The sequence below is a fragment of the Bradyrhizobium sp. CCGUVB23 genome (genome assembly GCF_024199885.1).
GTDB lineage: Bacteria > Pseudomonadota > Alphaproteobacteria > Rhizobiales > Xanthobacteraceae > Bradyrhizobium.
In genome coordinates, this window is the sequence record NZ_JANADQ010000001.1 from 5901897 (window position 1) to 5924620 (window position 22724).

Sequence of the window (22724 nt, forward strand, 5' to 3'; positions counted from 1 at the left end):
TCGGGGGCCAGACCTGGTTAAATTATCAAGCCCGAAAGAGGCAGGCCGGCGCGTTTCCGCGCGCCGATTGCGACAGCGGGAGGCAAGGGAAAAATGAGTCTGAAATTCGAAATCCAGCCTGCCACCAATCCGACCTCCGAGACGGAGCGCACGGCAAAGCTTGAAAACCCTGGCTTCGGCCGGGTCTTCACCGATCACATGGCCGTGGTCCGCTACAGCCAGGCCAAGGGCGGTTGGCATGACGCGCATGTTGAAGCCCGCGCCAATTTCCAGCTCGATCCGGCCGGCGCCGTGCTGCATTACGCCCAGGAGATCTTCGAGGGCCTGAAGGCCTACAAGCGCGACGACGGCGGCGTGAACCTGTTCCGCCCCGACGCCAATGCACGGCGCTTCAAGAGTTCCGCCGAGCGCATGGCGATGGCGCCGCTGCCCGAGGACGTCTTCATCGAGGCGGTCGAACAGCTCGTGCGGATCGACCGCGCCTGGATGCCGGGCGGCGAGGGCAGTCTTTACCTGCGGCCCTTCATGATCGCCAACGAGGTCTTCCTCGGCGTGAAGCCGTCGGCGGAATACATCTTTGCCGTCATCGCTTCGCCGGTCGGCTCATATTTCAAGGGCGGCCCTGCACCTGTCTCGATCTGGGTGTCGGAGAACTACACGCGCGCGGCGGTCGGCGGCACCGGCGCCGTCAAGTGCGGCGGCAATTACGCTGCGAGCCTGCGCGCGCAGGCCGAGGCCATCGAGCACGGCTGCGACCAGGTCGTGTTCCTCGATGCGGTCGAGCGACGCTATGTCGAGGAGCTCGGCGGCATGAACATCTTCTTCGTGTTCGACGACGGCTCGCTGGTCACCCCGCCGCTCGGCACCATCTTGCCGGGCATCACCCGCGATTCCATCATCGCGCTGGCCAAGGATGCTGGCTCGGTGGTGCGCGAGGAGCCCTACTCGATCGACCAGTGGCGCAAGGATGCGGCCAGCGGCAAGCTTAAGGAAGCTTTCGCCTGCGGCACTGCCGCTGTCATCTCGCCGATCGGCAAGGTGTGCTCGGCGAGCGGCGACTTCCTCATTAGCGGCGGCGCAGCAGGCCCGGTCGCCATGGGGCTGCGCAAGCAGCTTGTCGACATCCAGTACGGCCGGACCAACGACCCGCACGACTGGATCAGAAAGGTGTTTTGACCTGCGGCGGCCTCGGGCCATCGCTTTCTCATCGTCTCCCTGATCGAGCACCGTCAGCACGCGTTCCGCCGGGACGCGTGCACGGGCGCGTGTGCGATGAACTCAACACCAGCGGGAGAAAATCATGGGAGTTTCATTCGATGAGATCGACGGCGTCATCTGGTATGACGGCAGGTTGGTGCAGTGGAAGGATGCCAACGTCCATCTGCTGACCCACGGCCTGCATTATGCGAGCTGCGTGTTCGAGGGCGAGCGCGCCTATGGCGGCAGGGTGTTCAGGACCACGGCGCATTCCGAGCGGCTGAAGGCGTCAGCCAACATCCTCGATTTCGAGATCCCGTTCTCGGTCGCGGAGATCGATGCAGCCAAACAGCTTGTCATCGACACGAACAATCTGCCGGATGCCTATCTGCGCCCGATCGCCTGGCGCGGCTCGGAGATGATGGGCGTCTCCGCCCCGAACAACACCATTCACCTCGCAATCGCCGCCTGGCAATGGCCGAGCTATTTCGATCGCGCCGCGAGGCTGAAGGGGATCCGCGTCGATCTCGCCGAGTATCGAAGGCCAGATCCGCGCACGATTCCGGCGCTCGCCAAGGCCAGTGGCCTCTACATGATCTGCACCATCTCAAAGCACAAGGCCGAGCGCAAAGGCTATGCGGATGCGATGATGCTGGATTGGGAGGGCCGCGTTGCCGAATGCACCGGCGCCAATATCTTCTTCGTCCGCGACGGCAAGCTTCACACCCCGATCGCCGACTGCTTCCTCGCCGGCATCACGCGCGCCACCGTGATCGACCTCGCGGGGCGCCGCGGTATCGAGGTGATCGAGCGGCGGATCATGCCGGAGGAGCTCGACGGCTTTGCCGAGTGCTTCATCACCGGCACCGCCGCCGAGGTGACGGCGGTCTCCGAGATCGCGGAGTGGAGGTTTGCGCCCGGCGCGATCTCGGAGCAGTTGATACGGGACTACGCGGCGGAAGTGCAACCCAAGGGCAAGCTTGCGGCGGCGTAAGGGGCTCTGGTGTCCCGGACGCGGCGCGGCACGGAGTGACGCGACGCTGAGCCGGGACCCATCGGAGCCGGATGGGCCCCGGATCAGCAGCGCACCACGCCGCAAAGGGCGGCGCGCTGCGCTGCATCTGGGGGACGCCGGCGTCATGAACGCACCCGCGCGATCGCGCGACAAAGCCGGAGACATCAAGGCATTTGGACGCGCGATCATGGCTCCCACGCTCCCCCAATCCCTGAAATGGGCAGTGCTCGCTGCCATCACCGGCATCACGGTCTTCGGCATTCTGACGATCGGCCCCACGCCGCAGGTCGGGGCCCAGGACCGCTCGCCGGTCATCGACGTCCGCACCGGCAATCCCGAGATGAACGCCGCGATCGCCCGCGCGCGTGGCACGCTGCCGACGTTCTGGGCCTCCTACGATGCGCCGAAAGCGACGGAGACCGGGCACTCCCTGAAGGTGCGCTTCCCGACAGGCGGCGACAGCGCCGAGCACATCTGGATGGCCGACGTGAAGAAGCTTCCCAACGGCACCTATTCCGGGCGCTTCGCCAACCGCCCGCGCGACCTGCCGGGCAAGCGGGAAGGCGACCTCGTCGAGTTCAGGGATGCCGACATTTCGGACTGGATGTTCATGCGCAACGACAAGATCGTCGGCGGCGAGACCATCAAGCCGCTCCTGAAATCCATGCCGAAGGCCGACGCCGACGCGCTGCGGGCGCGGATGGAGCAGCCGTAGGGCGCGACGCGGAGCACGCTCGATCTTCCCCTCGCCCCGCCTGCGGGGAGAGGGTGGGGTGAGGGGGAGTCTCCACGGGGGCGGTGGCAGTGAGACTCGCGGAGAGTCCCCCTCACCCGAAATTCCCGCTTGCAGCGTGAATTTCGACCTCTCCCCGCAAGCGGGGCGAGGTGAAGAACACGCCAGTTGCCGCATCGCGCGTCGGCTGGTAAACGCCGCGCATGGCCGAAAAACCCAAAAAACCCCAGAAACTGAAGGCGCGCCTGCCGCGCGGGCTGGAGGATCGCGATCCCGCCGCGATCAAGGCCACGCGCCAGATGGTCGAGAAGATCCGGGCCGTCTACGAGCTCTACGGATTCGAGTCGGTGGAAACGCCGGCCATGGAGTATACGGACGCGCTCGGAAAATTCCTGCCCGACCAGGACCGCCCGAACGAGGGCGTGTTCTCGTTCCAGGACGATGACGAGCAGTGGATCTCCTTGCGCTACGACCTGACCGCGCCGCTCGCGCGTTACGTCGCCGAGAATTTCGATGCGCTGCCAAAACCCTATCGCAGCTACCGCGCCGGCTACGTCTTCCGCAACGAGAAGCCCGGCCCCGGCCGCTTCCGCCAGTTCATGCAATTCGATGCCGACACGGTCGGCTCGGCGACGCCGGCGGCGGACGCCGAGATTTGCATGATGGCCGCGGACACGATGGAGGCGCTCGGCATCGCGCGTGGCTCCTACGTGGTGAAAGTGAACAACCGGAAAGTTCTCGATGGCGTGCGCGATGCGCTCGGCATCGCCGACGACGCCCAGTGGCTCACCGTCATGCGCGCGATCGACAAGCTCGACAGGCTTGGTCTTGCCGGTGTGCGACAACTCCTCGGCGAGGGTCGCAAGGACGAGTCCGGCGACTTCACCAAGGGCGCAGGACTAAAGGAGGACGACATCGCGCTTGTCATCTCCGCTATCGAACAGAATAGCGCGCCGCTTGACTCGCGACTGGCGGCCAGTGCCATCGGACAGCAGGGACGCGATGAACTCGACCAGATCGGCAAGCTCGTGTCGGCTGCCGGCTACGGCGAAGATCGCATCAAGATCGATCCTTCCGTCGTCCGCGGCCTCGAATACTACACCGGCCCCGTCTACGAGGTTGAACTCCTGCTCGACACCAAGGACGAGAAGGGCCGCCCGGTTCGCTTCGGCTCGGTCGGCGGCGGCGGGCGTTATGACGGCCTCGTCTCGCGCTTCCGCGGTGAGCCGGTGCCGGCGACAGGTTTTTCGATCGGCGTGTCGCGCTTGCAGGCCGCGCTGACGCTGCTCGGCAAGCTCGACACGCGGCCCGAATTCGGGCCCGTCGTCGTCACCGTGTTCGATCGCGACCGCGTCGCCGACTACCAGAAAATGGTCAGCGCCTTGCGCAGCGCGGGCATCCGCGCCGAGCTCTATCTTGGTAACCCCAAGAACATGGGCAACCAGCTCAAATATGCCGATCGCCGTAATTCGCCTTGCGTGATCATCCAGGGCTCGGATGAGAAGGCGCGCGGCGAGGTCCAGATCAAGGATCTGATCGAAGGCGCCAAGGCCGCGGCCGCGATCGCCTCCAACCAGGAATGGCGCGAGACGCGCCCGGCACAATTCTCGTGCGGCGAGGCTGATCTCGTCGCGAAGGTGCGCGAGGTGCTCGCGCGCCATGACGTGAGCTGGGGTTAGCTATTCGCGATAGCCGTCATGCCCGGGCTTGTCCCGGGCATCTGCGTCCTGTTTGATGCGAACGACCATGAATGGCCGGGATGTGCCCGGTCATCGCGAAAGCCGCAGGGAGAAGACGATGCCTGAGATCACCATCAGCATGGCCGAAGGCCGCACCGACGAACAGAAGGCCGGCATGATGCGCGACATCACGCAGGCGCTGGTGAAGAATCTCGGCGTCGACGCGGAAGCCGTCGTCATCCAGATCAACGAAGCTCCGCTTCGTCACAAGATGAAGGGCGGCAAGACCTTCGTGGAACGCGCGGCCGCGGCGAAGAAGTGACGCGTGAGCGTCATTCCGGGGCAGCCCGCAGGGCAAAACCCCAATGCGCAATTGCGCATTGGGGAATCTCGATCCCCAACCTCTGGATTCCGGGTCCGCGCTTCGCGCGTCCCGGAATGACGAACAAGGCATCATGGACGCACGCGAGTTCATCACGATCGGCATGAGCGCTGAGCGCACGCTGGTGGTGCCGGCGGAGCGCACGGTTGGGCATTTCGTGCCCGGCATGCCGATGGTCTATGCGACGCCGATGATGATCCTGGAGATGGAGATGACTGCGGGGGATGCTATCCGCGGTGCACTTCAGCCGGGCTGGGTCACGGTCGGCACCGAGGTCGATATCCGTCATCTCGCAGCAAGCCTCGTCGGCGCCACGGTGCGGACCACCGCGAAGGTGATCGCGGTCGAGCGCCGCGTGATCCGCTTCGAGGTCGAGGCGTTCGAGGGCGCGCGCAAGCTCGGCGAAGGCCGCCACGCCCGCGGCCTCGTCAATGTCGAGACGTTCAACAAGCGGTTGGGCGCAACGTAGAAGAAGCCGTAAAGCGGGGATGCCGTAGGGTGGGCAAAGGCGCTCTTGCGCCGTGCCCACCATCTCTCCACGTGTGCGACAGAAGTGGTGGGCACGCTTCGCTTTGCCCACCCTACGGCATCGAATTACTTGGCGAGCTCTTTCGATCGCTTCGTCGCTGCCGCAATCGCGCGGATCATCAGATCGCGCAGGCCCACCTCGTCCATCAGCACCTCGAGCGCCGCGGCGGTGGTGCCGCCGGGCGAAGTGACGTTCTGGCGCAGCGTGCTCGATGCGAGCTCCGAGCGGTGCAGGAGCTCGCCGGCCCCTGATACGGTCTCGCGCGCGAGCTTGGTTGCGAGTGCTTCCGGCAGACCTGCTTCCACGCCGGCGCGCGCGAGCTCTTCGGCGAGCAGGAAGACATAAGCGGGGCCGGAGCCGGACACGGCGGTGACAGCATCCATCAGGCCTTCATCCTCGACCCATTCGACCGAGCCGGTGGCGCGGAGCAGCGCGTCGGCGACTGCGCGCTGCTTGCCGCTGACATTGTTCGCGGCCACGGCAACCGTGATGCCGCGGCCGATCGCGGCCGGCGTGTTCGGCATCGCGCGCACGACGGCGCCGCCGCAGACTTCTTGCAGCGAGGCGATCGTGGTTCCCGCCATGATCGAGACCACCGAGGTGCCTGCAGACACATAGGGCTTCAGCTTCGCGCCGGCCTCGCGGAAGGATTGCGGCTTGACCGCGACGACAAGCGTCTCGACGCTGCCGGCGCTGGTCACATCCGGATTGAGCGCAACGCCTTTCGCAGCAAGCGCGCTGATCTCCGGCGACAGGTGCGGCTCGATCACCGCGACGCGGCGTGGATCGAGACCTTGCGCCAGCCAGCCGGTCAGCATCGCGCCGCCCATCTTGCCCGCGCCGGCAAGGAGAATGGTGCCGGTGATGTTTTGAAGAGTGCTGCTGTTGGCCACGGTGGTCACCACAAAATCCGCTGTCGTCCCGGCCTAGTGCACAATTGCGCACGGGGGCCGGGACCCCCGCGCGAGCGCTTGCGCTCGTCGCGCTACTACTGGCGGTTCTAGTGGATGAAGAGCTGAGCAACAAGCCGCGTGCCACAAGCGAGATCACGTGGTATGGGTCCCGGGCTCGCGCTGCGCGCGCCCCGGGACGACGAGGGGAGAGGCCTTACGCCTCACCGGCCGTGTCGAACATCGCCGCGTCCATCGCCTCGGTGGTCGACTTGCCCGCCCACACCACGAACTGGAACGCAGGGAAATAGCGCTCGCAGCCGTGGATGGCACCGGCGAGCATGGCCTCGCATTGCGCGGTCGAGGCGGTCAGTCCACCCGGCAGCACCAGGGCCTGGCGGTGCATGATCATGCCAGTGTGGGTCCACAGATCGAAGTGGCCGACCCACAACTGCTCGTTGATGGCGGCGACCAGCCGCTGCACCTCGGAGCGGCGTGCGACCGGAACCTTCATGTCGAACGCGCAGGCCAGATGCAGCGCCTCGATCTCGCCCATCCAGGTGAAGGAGAGCTGATAGTCGGTCCACTGTCCCTTCGAGACGATGGTGATCTCGTCGTCGCCGGAACGTTCGAACGCCCAATTGTTGCTGGCGGCGATGTCCTCCACCACCGAGAGCGGGTGGCTGCGGGAATCGATATTGCTTTCGAGCAGGGACATGCCGTCTCGACCTCTTGCCTTTTTGTTATCTTGATACGCACGCGGTTGGCCCGGCGCGCGCTCCCTTAACGTCGCTGACGGCGATCCCCTCGGATCGCGCGGGCCTTTCGAGGATCAACTGATGTGATTTGCGGAATCTGCGCAACTCCGTCGCGAGTCCGTCCACAAGGTCCGACAGGCTCGTCCACAGCTCATCTCGGTCACAATTATTAATTTGAGAACAAATCGGAATCGGATTGAGCAACTGGTGCGGCAATCGTTAATGCCGTCCCAAAATTCCGTTCCATGGGGCGCCGGACCGCCCCGGCAGCATGGGACCATGCGGTTTGGCGATGCCGAAGGCGCTTGCTGCGGCCGCCCGCCGGCGTCATATTTCATCCAGGTTGTTCATTCCGAGCAGCCGATGTTCTCAGGGCGGGGTGAAAGCCCCCACCGGCGGTAAGGGCCGTAAGGTCCAAGCCCGCGAGCGCCTTCCTCCGCAAAGGGGAAGGGTCAGCAGATTCGGTGCAACTCCGAAGCCGACGGTTAAAGTCCGGATGAAAGAGAACGGTCGGTGGCGGTCCGCATCGCGAGGATGCGGCCGTTTGTCGTTCCGTATGCCCTGATTCTGGTCCTTAAGAAGGAAAGCCATGAATCAGATGTTGCAAGACCCGCAAGTCGAAGCATCCCAGCTTCACCCCTCCCAAGAAACCAAACCTCCGCCGGTTCCACCCGAGCCGCCGGCGCACGAGCATCCCCGCTTCGCAAAGCCGCAGCGGGTCGCCTTCGTCGAGGCCTGCTGGCATCACGACGTCGTGCAGGAGGCGCGCTTTGCCTTCCTGAAGGAGGCCGAGGCGCGGCATCTCACCCATGTCGACGTGTTCCAGGTGCCGGGCTCGTTCGAGATCCCGCTGCACGCACAGATCCTCGCCAAGACGCGGCGCTACACCGCGATTGTCGCGGCCGGCCTCGTCGTCGACGGTGGCATCTACCGCCATGAGTTCGTCGCCGACACCGTGATCAAGGCGCTGATGGACGTGCAGCTGCGCACCGAGGTGCCGGTGTTCTCCGCCGTGCTGACGCCGCAGCAATTCCACGAGACCGAGGTGCACTACGATTTCTTCCGCAAGCACTTTGCGATCAAGGGCGTCGAGGTTGCCGAGGCCTGCGCCAACACGCTGCACGGACTGGAGCGGCTGCGCGGCCAGGTCGCGGCGGGGATCGTATAACCTTCGTCTCACAGGCCGCCGATTGTCTTTCCCGCCGCTGCGTTGATAAACTCGGCGGCGGGAGGGGACCGGTCCGTGGAGACGGACTGGCCGGCAAGATCATGTTCGAAGGACACGATCCCTATCTGGTCGCGCTCTCGGTGGCGATCGCGAGCCTGGGCGGCTATACCGGCTTTGCGCTTGCGGCGCGCATCCGCAACAAGCCGGGCGTCAGCAACCGCGTGCTGCTGGCGGGCGCGGCGGCATTTCTAGCCGTCGGCATCTGGACCATGCATTTCGTCGGCATGTTGGCGGCGCCGCTGCCGCCGGACACCGTCTATCTCGTGCTGCCCACCATCATCTCGTTCCTGATCTGCGCGCTGGTCGTCGGCATCTCCCTGTTCTTCGTATCGATCGGCGAGCCATCGCTGAAGCGGGTGGTGTCCTCGGCCGTGCTGCTCGGCGTCGGTATCAGCAGCATGCATTACGTCGGCATCCACGGCCTTTCCGGGCCGTTCACCATTGCGCATGACGGGTCAATGGTGCTGCTCTCGGTCGTGGTCGCGATCGTCACCGCCTATGGCGGCTTGCGTGCCTTCCTGGCGCAGCAGGAAGGTCTTCGCCTGATCGTAAGTTCGATCGCTTATGGGATTGCTGTGTCCGGCATGCACTACACGGCGATGCATGGCATGCATTTCATGCCGCTCACGGGTGAAGCGCATCAGCATCTCGGCGGCGGCCTTGCGGCGTCGCAGCAAATATTATCCATCGTCGTGGCCGTGCTGTGCTTCGTGATCGCCGCCGGTTTCCTGCTGTCGCTGGTGCCGGATCCGCGCCGGCAGACGCTGGTGCCGGCGATGGCCGACGACCCGACCGCGCCGCCAGTCGAGGCTGTTGCGCCGGCTCTAGCTGCGGCGTCACCACGGCCGGTGTCGGCGCCGCTCGGTGGCGTCGGTCAGCCGCCGCGCGCGGCGCCCGTCCCGCGCCTGCCGGTGGAAGGCGCCGACGGCACGCATTTCATCGACACGGCCGATGTCCGCAGCGTGCGTGCGGATGCCCACTACACGCGGGTGCATGACGGCACCCGCGAGCGCATGTGTCCGTGGTCGATCTCGGAGGCCGAGGCGCAGCTAGACCCCAGTCTCTTTCTCCGGGTGCACCGCAGCCACATCGTCTGCATCCCCCACGTCGCCCTCGTTCGCAGGGAGGGCGACGGCGCCGTGCTCGAGCTCGATGGCCCGTCCCCGCACCGTGTGCCCGTGAGCCGCAGCAAGATCGCCGAGGTGAAGGCGAGGCTGGGGCTGGCGTCGCGGCGGCACGCGTAGACCTTAGCCGACAGGACGGTGCGCTCCCTCTCCCGCTTGCGGGGGAGGGCTGGGATGGGGTGCTTCCGCAATCGAGATTCCGAATGTGGAGCGAGTTCCCACCCGCCGCGCTACGCGCGCCGACCTCCCCCGCAAGCGGGAGAGGTGCAGCGGAGGTCAGGTCCATAGGTCGCCCTCTCTGACGCAATTCGTGGGTTCCAGTCCGCATTTCGTGCGAAATTCCCCTCTTTGTGCCCCAACCATTGCAGCCCGCTCCGCTCAGGAAGACGGTCCCGCCCAACGTCCGCGCCACCGTGCGCAAGGACGATTGGGAGGAGACGATGATCCCCGGCGCATTCAGCTATCACCGGCCGGCAAGCGTTGCCGACGCCGTCAAACTGCTATCCGACCTCGGCGAGGACGCGCGGCCGCTGGCCGGCGGGCACAGCCTTGTGCCGATGATGAAGTTTCGGCTGGCGAGCCCCGCGCATCTGGTCGACCTCCACGGCATCGCCGGCCTCAAGGGCATCCGCCGCGACGGCGATAACCTCGTCATCGGCGCGATGACCACCCAGCATGATCTGCTCGCCTCAGAGGATGTCGCAAGATCAGTGCCGATCCTCCATGAGGCCGCGCTTTTGATCGCCGATCCGCAGGTGCGCTACCGCGGCACGATCGGCGGCAATGTCGCCAATGGCGATCCCGGCAACGACATGCCGGCGCTGATGCTGACGCTGGGCGCGACCTATCGCCTGGAAGGCGCGAATGGCGCCCGCGAGGTCCAGGCGGCCGATTTCTACCAGGGCGCCTATTTCACCGCGCTCGAGCCCGGCGAGATCCTCACCGCTGTCTCGGTTCCATTGCCCGCCGCGGGCCACGGCTACGCCTACGAAAAACTCAAGCGCAAGGTCGGCGATTACGCGACCGCCGCTGCAGCCGTCGTGCTCACCCTGGCGGGCGGCAAGGTCGCAAGCTGCGCGATCGGGCTCACCAATGTCCACGAGACGCCGCTGCTCGCGGCTGACGCCGCGAAAGCGGTGATCGGAACGAGCCTCGATGCGGCTGCGCTGAAGAACGCCGCGGCTGCGGCGCAAGCGATCATGTCGCCGGCGGCGGACGCTCGGGGGCCGGTCGAGTATCGCAAGCATGTCGGCGGCATCATGGTGGCGCGGGCGCTGCAACGCGCCGCGAGCCGCGCGCGCTAGGGGAGGGACGAATGGCAAAAACACATGTGGCAATGAAGGTGAACGGTGCCGAGGTCGAAGGCCTCGTCGAGCCGCGGACGCTGCTCGTGCATTTCATCCGCGAGAACCTCGGGATGACCGGCACCCATATCGGCTGCGAGACCACCCATTGCGGTGCCTGCACCATCGATATCGACGGCATGTCGGTGAAGTCCTGCACCATGTTCGCGGTGCAAGCGCAGGGAAGCGACATCACGACGGTCGAAGGCATGGCCAATGCCGACGGCTCGCTGTCGGCCTTGCAGGAAGGCTTTCGCATGATGCACGGCCTGCAATGCGGTTTCTGCACGCCCGGCATGATCGTGCGGGCGCATCGCTTGCTGAAGGAGAATCCTGCGCCATCCGAAGAGGAAATCCGCATCGGCATCTCCGGCAACATCTGCCGCTGCACCGGCTACCAGAACATCGTTAGGGCGATTCAATACGCCGCTGCCAAGCTCAACGGAATCGAATTCAAGGAGGCCGCGGAATGAACGACTTAACTCCCACGCGGGAACAACGCACGGCCGCACTCGAAGGCATGGGCTGCAAGCGCAAGCGCGTCGAGGACATCCGCTTCACCCAAGGCAAGGGCAACTATGTCGACGACGTCAAGCTGCCGGGCATGCTGCACGGCGACTTCGTCCGCTCGCCACACGCGCATGCGCGCGTCAAGTCGATCAACAGCGAGGAGGCGCTGAAGGTCCCCGGCGTGCTCGCGGTCATCACCGCCGAGACGCTGAAGACGGTCAACCTCGCCTGGATGCCGACGCTCGCCGGCGACGTGCAGATGGTTTTGGCCGACGGCAAGGTGCTGTTCCAGAACCAGGAGGTCGCCTTCGTGGTTGCGACCGACCGCTATGCCGCCGACGACGGTGTCAACAAGGTGGTTGTCGAGTATGAGCCGCTGCCGCCGCTGGTCGATCCCTTCAAGTCGATGGCGCCTGATGCGCCCGTCCTGCGCGAGGATCTCGCAGGCAAGACATCTGGCGCGCACGGTCCGCGCAAGCACCACAACCACATTTTCGAGTGGACGGTCGGTGACAAGGAATTGACCGACGCCGCCTTCAAGAAGGCGGAGGTCACGATCAAGGAGATGATCTCCTATCACCGCACCCATCCGTCGCCGCTGGAGACCTGCCAGTGCGTCTGCTCCTTTGACAAGATCAAGGGCGAATTGACGATCTGGGGCACCTTCCAGGCGCCGCACGTGATCCGCACCGTGGTGTCGCTGATCGCGAAGCTCCCGGAGCAGAAGATCCACGTGATCTCGCCCGATATCGGCGGCGGCTTCGGCAACAAGGTCGGCGCCTACCCCGGTTATATATGCGCGGCCGTGGCCTCCATCGTCACCGGCAAGCCGGTGAAATGGGTCGAGGACCGCATCGAGAACCTGACCGCGACCTCGTTTGCGCGCGACTATCACATGACGACCGAGATTGCCGCAAACAAGGACGGCAAGGTCACCGGCCTTCGCGTCCACGTGCTCGCCGATCACGGCGCGTTCGACGCCTGCGCCGATCCGTCGAAATGGCCGGCCGGCTTTTTCAATATCGTCACAGGATCCTACGACTTCCCGACCGCGCATCTCGCGGTCGACGGCGTCTACACCAACAAGGCGCCGGGCGGCGTCGCCTATCGCTGCTCGTTCCGCGTCACGGAAGCCGCCTACTGCATCGAGCGCGCCATGGACATCCTGGCGCAGAAGCTTGGCATGGATCCGGCCGAGCTACGGCTGAAGAACTTTATCAAGCCGGAGCAGTTTCCGTATCACTCGGCCCTGGGCTGGGAATACGACTCCGGTGACTACCATACCGCCATGCGCAAGATGATGGAGACGACCGGCTACGCCGCGCTCCGGAAGGAGCAGGCGGACAAGCGCGCGGCCTTCACGCGCGGCGAGACCCGCGAGATCATGGGCTTAGGCGTCTCCTTCTTCACCGAGATCGTCGGCGCCGGCCCGTCGAAGAACTGCGACATCCTCGGCATCGCAATGTTCGACTCCTGCGAGATCCGCATGCATCCGACCGGTGCCGGCATCGCGCGCATGGGAACGAAGAGCCAGGGCCAGGGCCACGAGACCACCTGGGCCCAGATCATCGCGACCGAGATCGGTATTCCCGCCGACAACATCCAGGTCGAGGAGGGCAACACCGACACCGCGCCTTATGGGCTCGGCACCTACGGATCGCGCTCGACGCCGGTGGCGGGTGCCGCGATCGCCATGGCGGCGCGCAAGATCAAGGCCAAGGCGCAGATGATCGCGGCCTACAAGCTCGAGGTCCACGAGGACGACCTCGAATGGGACATCGACGGCTTCCGGGTGAAGGGCCTGCCGGAAAAATTCATGTCGATGAAGGATATCTGCTGGGCGGCGTACAACTCGGTGCCGCCGGGCATGGAGCCGGGACTGGAGGCGGTCTCCTATTACGATCCGCCCAACATGACTTATCCCTTCGGTGCCTATCTCTGCGTGATGGACATCGACGTCGATACCGGCGTGTACAAGGTCCGGCGTTTCTATGCGCTCGACGATTGCGGCACCCGCATCAACCCGATGATCATCGAGGGCCAGGTGCATGGCGGCCTCACGGAGGCCTTCGCGATCGCGATGGGGCAGGAGATCCGCTACGACGACACCGGCAACGTCGTCACCGGCTCGTTCATGGACTTCTTCATGCCGACGGCAGTCGAGACGCCGCATTGGGAGACCGACTTCACCGTGACCCCGTCGCCGCATCACCCCATAGGCGCCAAGGGCGTCGGCGAGAGCCCGAATGTGGGCGGCGTGCCGGCGTTCTCCAATGCCGTCAATGACGCGTTCTCGTTCTTGGGGAGCACGCACATCCAGATGCCGCACGACTTCTGGCGCAACTGGACAGCGGCGAAGCAGCTGGGAGCGGTGGCATAGTGGAGTTGATCTCGTCATTCCGGGGCGCCCGAAGGGCGAGCCCGGAATCTCGAGATTCCGGGTTCGGCTCTTCGAGCCGCCCCGGAATGACGGAGGTAACATGAAAGGCCGTGACGAGATCGCGCAAGCGCTGGCTGCGTCGGGCTACATCGCCGACGCGGAGCTCGCGACCGCGATCTCGCTGATGCAATTATTGCGGCGTCCGCTGCTGCTGGAAGGCGAGGCGGGCGTCGGCAAGACGGAGGTGGCGAAGGCGCTTGCCAAAGTGCATGCGACCGAGCTGATCCGCCTGCAATGCTATGAGGGTCTCGACCAGTCCTCCGCACTCTATGAATGGAACTACCAGCGCCAACTGCTGGCAATCCAGGCGCATCGTGGCACTGACAGCATCGAGGACCAGATCTTCTCGGAAAAATACCTGCTGGAGCGCCCGTTGCTCGCTGCGATCCGCCGCGCGCAGGCTCCGGTGCTGCTGATCGACGAGATCGACCGCGCCGACGACGAGTTCGAGGCGTTTTTGCTGGAGCTGCTGTCCGACTTCCAGGTCTCGATCCCCGAGCTCGGCACCATTCCCGCGATCACCATCCCGCAGGTGGTGCTGACTTCGAACGGCACGCGCGAACTCTCCGACGCGCTGCGCCGGCGCTGCCTCTATCACTATGTCGACTATCCCGACGTCGATCGCGAGACGCGCATCATCCTGGCGCGGATCGCGGGCGCAAGCCCGTCCCTGTCGCTCCAGATCGCGCACATGGTCGAGGGCGTCCGCAAGGAGGAATTGCGGAAAGTGCCTGGTGTCGCGGAGACGCTGGACTGGGCGGCCGCGCTCGTCGGCCTCGACATAGGCGATCTCCACGATGCGCCCGAGACCGTGCACGAGACGCTGATCTGCCTGTTGAAGACGCATGAGGACCGCGCGCGCGTCACGCGTGAGGTGACGCAGCGCCTGCTCGGGAGGGTCGCATGAGCTGCTGCGGCGCGAGCCCCGAATTCGACGATCTCAACGAGGTCTCCCGACTTGTCTCCGCAAGGCTCGCGGCTTTCCTGCGCACATTGCGTGACGCCGGCTTCCGCGTCGGGCTCGCCGAGGGGCTGGATGCGGCGGCGCTGATGTCTGCGGGCTATGTCGCGCGTCCCGGCCTCCTGCGCTCGGCGTTTAAACATCTGTTTTCGGCGCGCAAGTCCGACTGGGACAAGTTCGACGGCCTGTTCGACGCATTCTGGCTCGGCAAGCGCTCGCGCTCGCGGACGGTCGGCTCGGCGCAAGGCGCGAACAGCCCGTCGCTCAAGAGCTTGCAGGAAGGGGCTATGGAGCAGGGCGGCAAGCAATCGCTCACCGACCAGATCCCGTCATCCGAAGATGCACCGGATGGGCGCGGCGGCGAGGGACGGATGGAAGGCGCCTCGCGCGCCGAGAATCTCGCCGAGGTCGATTTTCGCAAGCTCAGCGATCCCGACCAGATCGCACAGGCCCACGAAGCCGCGGCGCAGCTCGCAAAAGTGATGCGCACGCGGCTGACGCGGCGTGATCTCGCGCGAAGGCGCGGATACCGGCTCGATCTCCGCCGCACCATCCACCGCAACATCAGCCATGGCGGCGTGCCGATCAGCCTGGTGAAGCGGCAGCGCAAGGACAGGCCGCTGCGGCTTATCGTTCTGCTCGACGCGTCGGGCTCGATGAGCGCCTACACATCCGTGTTCCTGCGCTTCATCCACGGCGTGCTCGACGAATTCCACGAGGCCGAGGCGTTCCTGTTCCACACGCGCCTCGCCTACGTTTCCGATGCGCTGAAGGAGAAGGATGCCGGCCGCGCGCTCGACCGGCTCTCGATCATGGCGCAGGGCACCGGTGGCGGCACGAAGATCGGCGAGAGCCTGCAAAGCTTCAACCGTTGGCACGCGCAGCGCGTGATCCATTCGCGCAGTTGCGTGATGATCGTGTCCGACGGCTACGAGACCGGCGACGCCGTATTGCTCGGGCGGGAGATGGCGGCGCTGTCGCGGCGTTGCCGGCGCATCGTCTGGCTCAATCCGATGATGGCGTGGGCGGGCTACGCGCCGGAGGCGAGGGGCATCAAGGCTGTGCTGCCTCATGTCGATCTCTACGCGCCCGCCAATACGCTGCAAAGCCTGCACGCGCTCGAACCCTATCTGGCGAAGCTCTGACGGAGGCGCCAATGACAGCGAATGTCGAAGTGCTGGATCTGGTGGCGCAGCTGAAGGCCGCCGAGCGTGCCTTCGTGCTCGCCACCGTTGTGCGCACCGTGTCGGTCACAGCGGCCAAAGCTGGCGCAAAGGCGATCATCGCGGCCGACGGGCGCATCGTCGCGGGCTGGATTGGCGGCGGCTGCGCCCGGGGTGCGGTGCTGAAGGCGGCGCGCGAGGCGCTCGCCGATGGCGTGCCGCGCATGGTGTCGGTGCAGCCGGAGAATCTGCTCGCCGAGCTCGGCGTCGGCCCGGGTGAGAGCCGCGACGGCATCCGCTTTGCCAGCAACATGTGCCCGAGCAAGGGAACCATGGACATTTTCGTCGAGCCGGTGCTGCCGCATCCTTCGGTCGTCATTCTCGGCGCGAGCCCGGTTGCGCTGTCGCTCGCAGCCCAAGCCCGCACGCTAGGCTTTCACGTCACGCTGGCGGCGCCATCGGCCGATCTCGCCTCGCAGCCCGACGCCGACACGCTCATCGACGGCTACCGGTTGGGCGAATTGACTGAGGCAAAACGCTTCGTCGTGGTCTCGACGCAAGGCAAGGGTGACGAGGCCGCGCTGCGTGCCGCGGTCGCAACCGAAGCCGCCTATCACGCCTTCGTCGGCAGCCGCCGCAAGATGGCGGCGCTGCGCGCCAAGCTGATCGCGGAGGGCGTGGATGCCGTTGCGATCGATCGCGTCAAGGCGCCGGCCGGGCTCGATCTCGGCGCCATCACGCCGGAGGAGATCGCGATGTCGATCCTCGCCGAGATCACGCAAGCGCGCCGCCGCGGCCAGCGCGCCGCCACCTCGCTCACGGACAAGGAGAAGACCGACCATGCAGATGACCGACAGCCAGCGCATTCCCGCATCCCGTGACAAGGTCTGGGCAGCGCTCAACGATCCCGATGTGCTCAAGCAGTGCATCCCGGGCTGTCAGTCGCTCGAGGTCACCGGCCCGAACGAAATGACCGCGACCGTCGTCTTCAGGGTCGGCCCGGTGAAGGCAACCTTCGGCGGCAAGGTGACGCTCTCCGATCTTCAGCCACCGAACAGCTATCGCATTTCGGGTGAAGGCTCGGGCGGCGTCGCCGGCTTCGCCAAAGGCGGCGCAATGGTGCGGCTGGAGTCGGACGGTGCCGACAGCACCGTGCTGCACTATGATGTCGACGCGCAGATCGGCGGCAAGCTGGCCCAGCTCGGGGCGCGGTTGATCAACTCCACGGCAACGAAGCTCGCCGGAGAGTTCTTTGCGTCATTTGCCGAGGTTGTCAGCGCCAGGGCGGTGGCGGACACCTGACTCACGCGATCGGCTGCTCCGGCTTGAGCAGCCGGTAATGCAGCCGCGCGTAGCCGCCGAGCCACCTGACGGCAGCATTGAGTCCAAGCAGCAGCAATGCACCGAAACCTACGCCTGTCGTCACCAGCGTGATGCCCGCCAAAGCGCGCAAAATGAGCGCGACGATCCGTCCGTCACCTACATGCTTGTAGAGGCTGAGCAGCAATCCGATTCCGACGATCCCGAGGACGAGCATCACGAAGGCTATCACGAGCAGGATCAGCACGACCACCAGCAGCAACGGCAGCAGCAGGATGATATCGACCACGGCGAGGCCGCCGAGTGCCAGCAGCGCGGCCGTGGAGTTTTGCAGGGAATGATGATTTTCCCACCGGCGAAGCCCGGTCTCGGCGCGCAGCTCGCGCGCCAGTCGCCGCGGGTCGCCGAGCGCTTCCGCGACCTGCTCCTCGGGCCGGCCGGAGGCGCGGGCTTCATCGAAGTGGGCGGCGTAGTCGGCGAGGATGTCGTCGACATCGTCTCTGGGAAGTCCGGCGAGCCCGTCACCGAGGATGTGGAGGAAGTCGGCACGCTTCATCTGGTGTCTCCGAGCAACTCGTTGACGGCGTCCGCGAATGTGCGCCACTCGCGCTTCTGCGCGGTGAAGGCCGCGCGGCCCGCCGGCGTGAGCCGGTAGTATTTTCGCGGCGGCCCGCTGCTGGATTCGGCGAGGCGGGTGTCGACGAGTCCGTCATCCTGCATGCGTCGCATCAGTGGATAGATCGTGCCTTCGCCCATGCCGACGCTGGCCGCCAGTGTCGAGGCGATCTCATAGGCATAGCTCTCGCGGCGCGCGAGCAGAGCGAGCACGCAGAGTTCGAGCGCGCCCTTCTTGAGCTGAATTTGATTCGCGGAATCTGCCATTCCTCCACTTGACTACACTGCCTTGAAGTGAACTTATATAGCAAGGTACTGTGTATTACAAGGTACCTGTTAATATGCACCTCCAGGTGCGCGCTTTTATGGGAGACGCAGCCATGAGCCTTCTTGATCGTCGCCGCCTTCTCGCTGTCCTTGGCGCCGGCCTCGCTGCGCCGCGTACATTGCTTGCAGCCGCACCATCCGAAGCGATCGCGCAGCGGCTTGCGGACGCCGAACGCAACGGCAAGGTGTTCGGTCTACATGCGCTGCTCGTGAGCCAGGGCGGCAAGTTCGTGTTCGAGCATTACGGGCAGGGCGTGGACGTGGCCTGGGACCGGCTGCTCGATAATGTCGTGTTCGGGCCGGACGTAGCGCACGATCTGCGCTCGGTCTCCAAGAGCGTGGTCGGGCTCGCCTATGGTGTTGCGCTTGCGGCAGGCAAGGTCCCGCCGCCGGATGCCAAGCTCTACGGCCAGTTTCCGGAGTACGCCGATCTCGCCAGGCAGCCGGGCCGCGACAAGATCACGATCCATCACGTGCTCTCGATGACGCTCGGCTTCGACTGGGACGAGCTGACGATCCCCTATGGCGATCCGCGCAACAGCGAGATGGCAATGGAAGCCGCCGCCGACCGCTATCGCTTCATCCTCGAGCGTCCGATCGTTGGTGAGCGCGGCGTGAAGTGGACCTATTGTGGCGGCGCCACCGCGCTGCTCGGCCGCCTCATCGCCAAGGGCACTGGGGAAGCGTTGCCGGCCTATTGCCGCCGCGTGCTGTTCGATCCCATGGGCTTTGGTCCGTCCGACTGGAGCGTCGGCCGCGACGGCGAGCCGCGCGCCGCGTCGGGCCTGCGGCTCCTCCCGCGCGACCTCTTGAAGATCGGCCGGCTCATGCTCGCTGGCGGCACCTGGAACGGAACACCCATCGTTCCCGCCGACTGGGTCAAACGCGTCACGACGCCTGTGGTCCCGACCAGCAACATCCGCAGCTACGGCTATCACTGGTACATGGGCGATTATGCCCCCGGCACAACTCCACAGCCATTGCACTGGTTCGGCGGTGTCGGCTGGGGCGGCCAGTATCTCTTCGTCATTCCCGCGCGTGATCTCGTCATCGTGATCCATTGCGGGAATTACCGGCGGACCGGCGCCGAGCAGACCGCGGTCATGCGCACGCTCATGACCGAGATCGTGTTGCCGAACTTCGTGTAATTGCGAACGCGCAGAGTCAGACAGAAGGGGCTCTCATGCACCGGTTTTTATGCGTCCTCATGGCGATGGTCGTATTTGGAACAGCGGCTGCACATTGTCAGGCACCACAGGCCGGAACGACCACGATCACGTTTCAATCGTCTACCTACAGCGACTTTCGTCAGCTTCTGACGCGAGAGGCTCCGACCGGAACGGTTACTATCCGTGCGAATCTGGGCTTTCCGGATGAAGCCAGGGATCACTATCCCGCAATCATCGTCGTTCATACGATCAGCGGCTATCGCGATGCCAATGAAGGCTATGTCGTTGCTGAACTACGCAAGTCAGGTTTCGCCACCTTGACCTACGACAGCTTTGCCGCGCGCGGGACAACGGGGGCGGTTCTGTCGGGGACGCCGGCCTATCTGCCCGCCGGTGTGGCGGACGCTTACGCGGCGCTGCGGCGGCTGGCGAGCGAGCCCAGGATTGACGCCGATCGAATTGCCATTATGGGTTTCTCATATGGCGGTGAGATGGCTCATCTGACGGCCTTTGAGCGGCTTCGTTCGGCGCTGGATCCCGGACAAGGTCGCTTCGCCGCGCATGTTGCTTTCTATCCCGCCGGAAATTTCGGCGTAATCGCCGAAAGCGGTGCCTATACCGGGTCGCCGGTGCTGATGCTGCTTGGCGAGAAAGACGACAATCTTCCGGTGGCAAAGATCGAAAGCTATCTGGCCTACGCCCGGGCTGCCGGGAATCCGGCGCCGATTGAAACCGTCATCTACCGGGGAGCCTACCACGCATGGACCGTTCCCAGCCTGGTGACGTTGCACTTCTATCCTGACTACGTCAGCACAAAAAAATGTCCGCTCATCCTGCTCGGATCAAACGGACCTGCGTTCCTCATCGATGGTCAAGCAAAGGCGTTCGACCCGGGCTTCTTCGCGGCTTGCATGGGCGAGGCGCCCGGCTATTCGATGGTTTTCGATGCCGCTGTTCGGGAGCGATCGATCAGCGATGCAGTGCAGTTTCTTCGGCGAAAGCTCCAACCCTAGCGCGTGGGACGGTTGGCTGGGCAACGCGAACGATTCCGGACTCGCCCCGCAAGGATCAACCCAGGGATACGCCTGCCTTGGCACGACTTATCCCGAGAGTCAGGATGCGCTCCAGGAGATCCGGATATTTGAGCCCGTCGTGCTGAGCTGCCGTGGCGAACTCTTGGCTCTTCGCGATTTCGGGATTTGGGTTTGCTTCGATGAAATACGGCGTGCCGTCGGCGGAGAGACGAAAATCGATGCGCGCGTATCCGTCGAGTCCAAGCGCCCGATAGACGCGTTTCGCAGTTCGCTGAATGCGTGCGGTGACCTCGGGCGCCAGGTCTTTCGCTGGCCCGTCGACGATTCCGACGCGCTCCTGATAATCTGGATCGTGCTTGGCCTTCTCGGTGGCGATGTGCCGTGACCTGTGACCGCCCATGCTGCCGAATTTCAATTCCCAAACCGGTAAAACGCGCAGGCGGTTGTTGCCGAGCACGCCGACATAGAGCTCCCGTCCCTCGATAAACTGCTCGGCGATGGCGGCGGTCTCGCTCCGATCGTGGATGAAGGCGACCCGCTCGGCGAGCTTCTCGTCGGTATCGACGATCGATGCCTGAGAGATCCCGAAGGATCCATCCAGGTTGAGGCTCTTGACGATCAGCGGCAGCGCGAGGCGCGGTGGCCGTTTGACCTTGCGGCGCATCGGGAAAACGGCGAAGGCCGGCACCGCGATCCGGCGATGGTGCACCAGCGTCTTGGAAAGGTCCTTACCGCGCGCCAGGATCAGGCCGCGCGGGTTGCATCCGGTATAGGCGACCTTCATCAGCTCGAGATAGCTCGCGATGTGCTGGTCATATGCGACGTTGTAGTGGAACTCCTCCAGCAAGGTGAAAACCACGTGCGGCTTGAAGTCCTCGATCGCGTCGCGCACCGGCTTGATTTCCTCCTGCGCGCCGAGTGGACGAACGTCATGACCGGCCGCGCGCAGGGTGCTCACGACGTCGTATTCTGTTTTCCATTCATTGATCTGCTGCGCGGTGTATCCGTCGGTCGAGTCCGGAGGCACGAAATCCGGATGCATGAGCACGAGAATACGGAGGCGTCTCATAGCGCGATCCATTTGCGTCGTGATGGGCCGAACAGCGCGTGCATGGTCTTGGCGGTGACGAGCACGGTGAAGTCGAGAACGAGCTTCTGTTCAGGGCCAACGGCACGCAGATCTAGCTCGCGGCAGCGGGAGATCATGTCGTCAAGCACGGCGTCGAGCGTAAGCTGGTTCTCGCCGGTCCATCGCGCTACCAATTGCCTGATTTTTGCGCGGTGCCGCCTGATCAGGACCGAAGCCGGCTTTGACCGTTGATGCCGTGAGGCGGCGGAAAAGAGCCTTCGGAGGTCGCGGTCGTAGGTCTTCGGCGGCGTGAAGGCGTAGAACGCCTGCTTCTTCTTGTAGTGGTCCTCGAGCGTCTGGCTGAGCTGACTCAATGGATCGACGCGCTCCCGCGTCGTGATCGCCGGTCGCTGTCCCGCGATCTCGCCCATCAGCTCGTCGACATATTCGAGCTTCTTCAACGCCGGCCAACCGGCATATCGCGTCCGCCAGTTCGAACGCGGCCGCAGCCACACCGCAAAAGTTTCGGCGAAATCCTCGTCCGGATGGCTCTGCGCGTACCAGAGCCTAAGATGCTGGACGTAACGCCGGCTGGCGGGATTGGGTCGGTAGTAGCGCGGGTAGTGTTTCGATGAGGGACCGAACAGCTGCTGCCAACGCCGGCGCCGCTGCAGCTGGTAGCCGTGCTGCACGGCATGGCCGGCCTCGTGTCGGAGGATGGCCATGCATTCGCGCCAGGTTCCGCCCTCGACGTCGAACATCATTTTCTTCTCGAGCTTCATCAGCCGCGGATGTGCGAGATAGAACGGGACGGCGATGCCTGGCACATCTGCCGGGCTAAACCATTCGCTTGATATCCATGTGTGTGGCCGCAGCCGGATGCCCCGCTCTTCGAGTTCCTCGTGAAGCGTGCTGACACAATCCTCGAGCCAGGTGCCTTCGACCGTCACCCTCAAACTGCTCAGGCGTAGTTCGAGCAACTGCTCATCCGACAGCTTTTCCCAAGCAAATTTCCGGCGTGGCATCAGGCATCCAGAAGGCAGCGATGACTCGGTATCTGGATGATGTCACGGGCCGCTGCCCGCAACAACCCGCAGAGCTGCGAGGCGTGCTGCAGCGCGTCAGAGCGCGCCGATCATAGGGTGGGCAAAGCGAAGCGTGCCCACCGTTTGCGCCGCAAAGAAAAAGGTGGGCACGGCGCGTCGCGCCTTTACCCACCCTAGGGCACCGGGAATTTA

Annotated in this window: 23 protein-coding genes and 1 riboswitch; of the genes, 17 read left to right on the forward strand and 6 right to left on the reverse strand. The window is 64.7% G+C overall.

Annotated features, from left to right (window positions below):
• Positions 1 to 93 precede the first annotated feature (93 nt).
• The 6 genes from NLN62_RS27150 to NLN62_RS27175 all read left to right on the forward strand — a co-directional run bounded on the left by NLN62_RS27150 (position 94) and on the right by NLN62_RS27175 (position 5475).
• Complete coding sequence (locus tag NLN62_RS27150; protein ID WP_254110905.1) at positions 94 to 1176, forward strand: branched-chain amino acid aminotransferase; 1083 nt, start codon at positions 94 to 96, stop codon at positions 1174 to 1176.
• A gap of 124 nt (positions 1177 to 1300) precedes the next feature.
• Positions 1301 to 2191: a branched-chain amino acid aminotransferase gene (locus NLN62_RS27155; RefSeq protein ID WP_371933028.1), complete on the forward strand. Its 891-nt coding sequence runs from the start codon at positions 1301 to 1303 to the stop codon at positions 2189 to 2191.
• A gap of 208 nt (positions 2192 to 2399) precedes the next feature.
• On the forward strand, positions 2400 to 2927 hold the full coding sequence (locus tag NLN62_RS27160; RefSeq protein WP_254110907.1) for a YegJ family protein: 528 nt from the start codon (positions 2400 to 2402) through the stop codon (positions 2925 to 2927).
• 317 nt (positions 2928 to 3244) lie between these two features.
• The gene (gene hisS / locus NLN62_RS27165; RefSeq protein WP_371933139.1) at positions 3245 to 4624 is read left to right on the forward strand and encodes a histidine--tRNA ligase; all 1380 of its coding nucleotides are present in this window, start codon (positions 3245 to 3247) and stop codon (positions 4622 to 4624) included.
• Between the two features lie 67 nt (positions 4625 to 4691).
• Positions 4692 to 4946 carry a tautomerase family protein gene (locus tag NLN62_RS27170; protein WP_084801445.1) on the forward strand — a complete coding sequence of 85 codons (255 nt, stop codon included), beginning with the start codon at positions 4692 to 4694 and terminating at the stop codon, positions 4944 to 4946.
• 133 nt (positions 4947 to 5079) lie between these two features.
• Positions 5080 to 5475 (forward strand): thioesterase family protein, encoded by a 396-nt coding sequence (locus NLN62_RS27175; protein ID WP_254110911.1) that lies wholly within the window; start codon positions 5080 to 5082, stop codon positions 5473 to 5475.
• Between the two features lie 125 nt (positions 5476 to 5600).
• Here NLN62_RS27175 and proC read toward each other — a convergent pair whose 3' ends face one another.
• Positions 5601 to 6437, reverse strand: a complete 837-nt coding sequence (gene proC / locus NLN62_RS27180) for a pyrroline-5-carboxylate reductase (protein WP_371933029.1) — start codon at positions 6435 to 6437, stop codon at positions 5601 to 5603.
• A gap of 205 nt (positions 6438 to 6642) precedes the next feature.
• Positions 6643 to 7143 carry a YbjN domain-containing protein gene (locus NLN62_RS27185; RefSeq protein WP_027523082.1) on the reverse strand — a complete coding sequence of 167 codons (501 nt, stop codon included), beginning with the start codon at positions 7141 to 7143 and terminating at the stop codon, positions 6643 to 6645.
• Positions 7144 to 7544: 401 nt separating this feature from the next.
• Positions 7545 to 7695: riboswitch (FMN riboswitch) on the forward strand.
• Between the two features lie 77 nt (positions 7696 to 7772).
• Here NLN62_RS27185 and NLN62_RS27190 point away from each other — a divergent pair.
• The 9 genes from NLN62_RS27190 to NLN62_RS27230 all read left to right on the forward strand — a co-directional run bounded on the left by NLN62_RS27190 (position 7773) and on the right by NLN62_RS27230 (position 17254).
• Positions 7773 to 8351 (forward strand): 6,7-dimethyl-8-ribityllumazine synthase, encoded by a 579-nt coding sequence (locus NLN62_RS27190; RefSeq protein ID WP_254110913.1) that lies wholly within the window; start codon positions 7773 to 7775, stop codon positions 8349 to 8351.
• Positions 8352 to 8452: 101 nt separating this feature from the next.
• Positions 8453 to 9655, forward strand: a complete 1203-nt coding sequence (locus NLN62_RS27195) for an MHYT domain-containing protein (protein WP_254110914.1) — start codon at positions 8453 to 8455, stop codon at positions 9653 to 9655.
• Between the two features lie 320 nt (positions 9656 to 9975).
• On the forward strand, positions 9976 to 10839 hold the full coding sequence (locus NLN62_RS27200) for a xanthine dehydrogenase family protein subunit M (protein WP_254113731.1): 864 nt from the start codon (positions 9976 to 9978) through the stop codon (positions 10837 to 10839).
• Positions 10840 to 10850: 11 nt separating this feature from the next.
• Positions 10851 to 11351 carry a (2Fe-2S)-binding protein gene (locus tag NLN62_RS27205; protein WP_027523086.1) on the forward strand — a complete coding sequence of 167 codons (501 nt, stop codon included), beginning with the start codon at positions 10851 to 10853 and terminating at the stop codon, positions 11349 to 11351.
• Positions 11348 to 13768 (forward strand): aerobic carbon-monoxide dehydrogenase large subunit, encoded by a 2421-nt coding sequence (locus NLN62_RS27210; protein ID WP_027523087.1) that lies wholly within the window; start codon positions 11348 to 11350, stop codon positions 13766 to 13768. Before NLN62_RS27205 ends, NLN62_RS27210 begins: the two co-directional genes overlap by 4 nt.
• Before the next feature lie 100 nt (positions 13769 to 13868).
• On the forward strand, positions 13869 to 14735 hold the full coding sequence (locus tag NLN62_RS27215) for a MoxR family ATPase (RefSeq protein ID WP_027523088.1): 867 nt from the start codon (positions 13869 to 13871) through the stop codon (positions 14733 to 14735).
• Entirely contained in the window at positions 14732 to 15934 is a 1203-nt protein-coding gene (locus NLN62_RS27220; RefSeq protein ID WP_027523089.1) for a VWA domain-containing protein, read from the forward strand. The genes NLN62_RS27215 and NLN62_RS27220 overlap by 4 nt, the downstream gene beginning before the upstream one ends.
• Positions 15935 to 15945: 11 nt before the next feature.
• A complete protein-coding gene (locus NLN62_RS27225; RefSeq protein WP_254110915.1) occupies positions 15946 to 16833 on the forward strand; it encodes an XdhC family protein in 888 nt (295 codons plus the stop codon).
• A complete protein-coding gene (locus NLN62_RS27230) occupies positions 16793 to 17254 on the forward strand; it encodes a carbon monoxide dehydrogenase subunit G (RefSeq protein ID WP_027523090.1) in 462 nt (153 codons plus the stop codon). Before NLN62_RS27225 ends, NLN62_RS27230 begins: the two co-directional genes overlap by 41 nt.
• A 1-nt stretch (position 17255) precedes the next feature.
• On the opposite strand, the gene NLN62_RS27235 is transcribed toward NLN62_RS27230, so the two are convergent.
• Both NLN62_RS27235 and NLN62_RS27240 read right to left on the reverse strand, forming a co-directional pair.
• Entirely contained in the window at positions 17256 to 17828 is a 573-nt protein-coding gene (locus NLN62_RS27235) for a DUF1700 domain-containing protein (protein ID WP_027523091.1), read from the reverse strand.
• On the reverse strand, positions 17825 to 18154 hold the full coding sequence (locus tag NLN62_RS27240; RefSeq protein WP_027523092.1) for a PadR family transcriptional regulator: 330 nt from the start codon (positions 18152 to 18154) through the stop codon (positions 17825 to 17827). Before NLN62_RS27240 ends, NLN62_RS27235 begins: the two co-directional genes overlap by 4 nt.
• 113 nt (positions 18155 to 18267) lie before the next feature.
• On the opposite strand from NLN62_RS27240, the gene NLN62_RS27245 reads away from it, so the two are divergent.
• Together NLN62_RS27245 and NLN62_RS27250 are read left to right on the forward strand one after the other, a co-directional pair.
• On the forward strand, positions 18268 to 19362 hold the full coding sequence (locus tag NLN62_RS27245) for a serine hydrolase (RefSeq protein ID WP_051389748.1): 1095 nt from the start codon (positions 18268 to 18270) through the stop codon (positions 19360 to 19362).
• A gap of 59 nt (positions 19363 to 19421) precedes the next feature.
• Positions 19422 to 20396, forward strand: coding sequence for a dienelactone hydrolase family protein (locus NLN62_RS27250; protein ID WP_027523094.1), 975 nt, complete (start codon positions 19422 to 19424; stop codon positions 20394 to 20396).
• Between the two features lie 55 nt (positions 20397 to 20451).
• Here NLN62_RS27250 and NLN62_RS27255 read toward each other — a convergent pair whose 3' ends face one another.
• Both NLN62_RS27255 and NLN62_RS27260 read right to left on the reverse strand, forming a co-directional pair.
• Complete coding sequence (locus NLN62_RS27255; protein WP_027523095.1) at positions 20452 to 21486, reverse strand: ATP-grasp domain-containing protein; 1035 nt, start codon at positions 21484 to 21486, stop codon at positions 20452 to 20454.
• On the reverse strand, positions 21483 to 22511 hold the full coding sequence (locus NLN62_RS27260) for a putative zinc-binding metallopeptidase (RefSeq protein WP_027523096.1): 1029 nt from the start codon (positions 22509 to 22511) through the stop codon (positions 21483 to 21485). The genes NLN62_RS27255 and NLN62_RS27260 overlap by 4 nt, the downstream gene beginning before the upstream one ends.
• Positions 22512 to 22724: the final 213 nt, after the last annotated feature.

Bases quoted from the DNA above. Each gene is read 5' to 3' on its own strand.
- NLN62_RS27160 (WP_254110907.1), top strand. From the start codon at position 2,400: ATGGCTCCCACGCTCCCCCAATCCCTGAAATGGGCAGTGCTCGCTGCC.
- NLN62_RS27215 (WP_027523088.1), top strand. From the start codon at position 13,869: ATGAAAGGCCGTGACGAGATCGCGCAAGCGCTGGCTGCGTCGGGCTAC.
- hisS (WP_371933139.1), top strand. From the start codon at position 3,245: ATGGTCGAGAAGATCCGGGCCGTCTACGAGCTCTACGGATTCGAGTCG.
- NLN62_RS27255 (WP_027523095.1), bottom strand. From the start codon at position 21,486: ATGAGACGCCTCCGTATTCTCGTGCTCATGCATCCGGATTTCGTGCCT.
- NLN62_RS27155 (WP_371933028.1), top strand. From the start codon at position 1,301: ATGGGAGTTTCATTCGATGAGATCGACGGCGTCATCTGGTATGACGGC.
- NLN62_RS27245 (WP_051389748.1), top strand. From the start codon at position 18,268: ATGAGCCTTCTTGATCGTCGCCGCCTTCTCGCTGTCCTTGGCGCCGGC.
- NLN62_RS27205 (WP_027523086.1), top strand. From the start codon at position 10,851: ATGGCAAAAACACATGTGGCAATGAAGGTGAACGGTGCCGAGGTCGAA.
- NLN62_RS27210 (WP_027523087.1), top strand. From the start codon at position 11,348: ATGAACGACTTAACTCCCACGCGGGAACAACGCACGGCCGCACTCGAA.
- NLN62_RS27240 (WP_027523092.1), bottom strand. From the start codon at position 18,154: ATGGCAGATTCCGCGAATCAAATTCAGCTCAAGAAGGGCGCGCTCGAA.
- NLN62_RS27150 (WP_254110905.1), top strand. From the start codon at position 94: ATGAGTCTGAAATTCGAAATCCAGCCTGCCACCAATCCGACCTCCGAG.
- NLN62_RS27235 (WP_027523091.1), bottom strand. From the start codon at position 17,828: ATGAAGCGTGCCGACTTCCTCCACATCCTCGGTGACGGGCTCGCCGGA.
- NLN62_RS27195 (WP_254110914.1), top strand. From the start codon at position 8,453: ATGTTCGAAGGACACGATCCCTATCTGGTCGCGCTCTCGGTGGCGATC.
- NLN62_RS27200 (WP_254113731.1), top strand. From the start codon at position 9,976: ATGATCCCCGGCGCATTCAGCTATCACCGGCCGGCAAGCGTTGCCGAC.
- NLN62_RS27250 (WP_027523094.1), top strand. From the start codon at position 19,422: ATGGCGATGGTCGTATTTGGAACAGCGGCTGCACATTGTCAGGCACCA.
- NLN62_RS27170 (WP_084801445.1), top strand. From the start codon at position 4,692: ATGAATGGCCGGGATGTGCCCGGTCATCGCGAAAGCCGCAGGGAGAAG.
- NLN62_RS27185 (WP_027523082.1), bottom strand. From the start codon at position 7,143: ATGTCCCTGCTCGAAAGCAATATCGATTCCCGCAGCCACCCGCTCTCG.
- NLN62_RS27230 (WP_027523090.1), top strand. From the start codon at position 16,793: ATGCAGATGACCGACAGCCAGCGCATTCCCGCATCCCGTGACAAGGTC.
- NLN62_RS27190 (WP_254110913.1), top strand. From the start codon at position 7,773: ATGAATCAGATGTTGCAAGACCCGCAAGTCGAAGCATCCCAGCTTCAC.
- NLN62_RS27175 (WP_254110911.1), top strand. From the start codon at position 5,080: ATGGACGCACGCGAGTTCATCACGATCGGCATGAGCGCTGAGCGCACG.
- NLN62_RS27225 (WP_254110915.1), top strand. From the start codon at position 15,946: ATGACAGCGAATGTCGAAGTGCTGGATCTGGTGGCGCAGCTGAAGGCC.
- NLN62_RS27220 (WP_027523089.1), top strand. From the start codon at position 14,732: ATGAGCTGCTGCGGCGCGAGCCCCGAATTCGACGATCTCAACGAGGTC.
- NLN62_RS27260 (WP_027523096.1), bottom strand. From the start codon at position 22,511: ATGCCACGCCGGAAATTTGCTTGGGAAAAGCTGTCGGATGAGCAGTTG.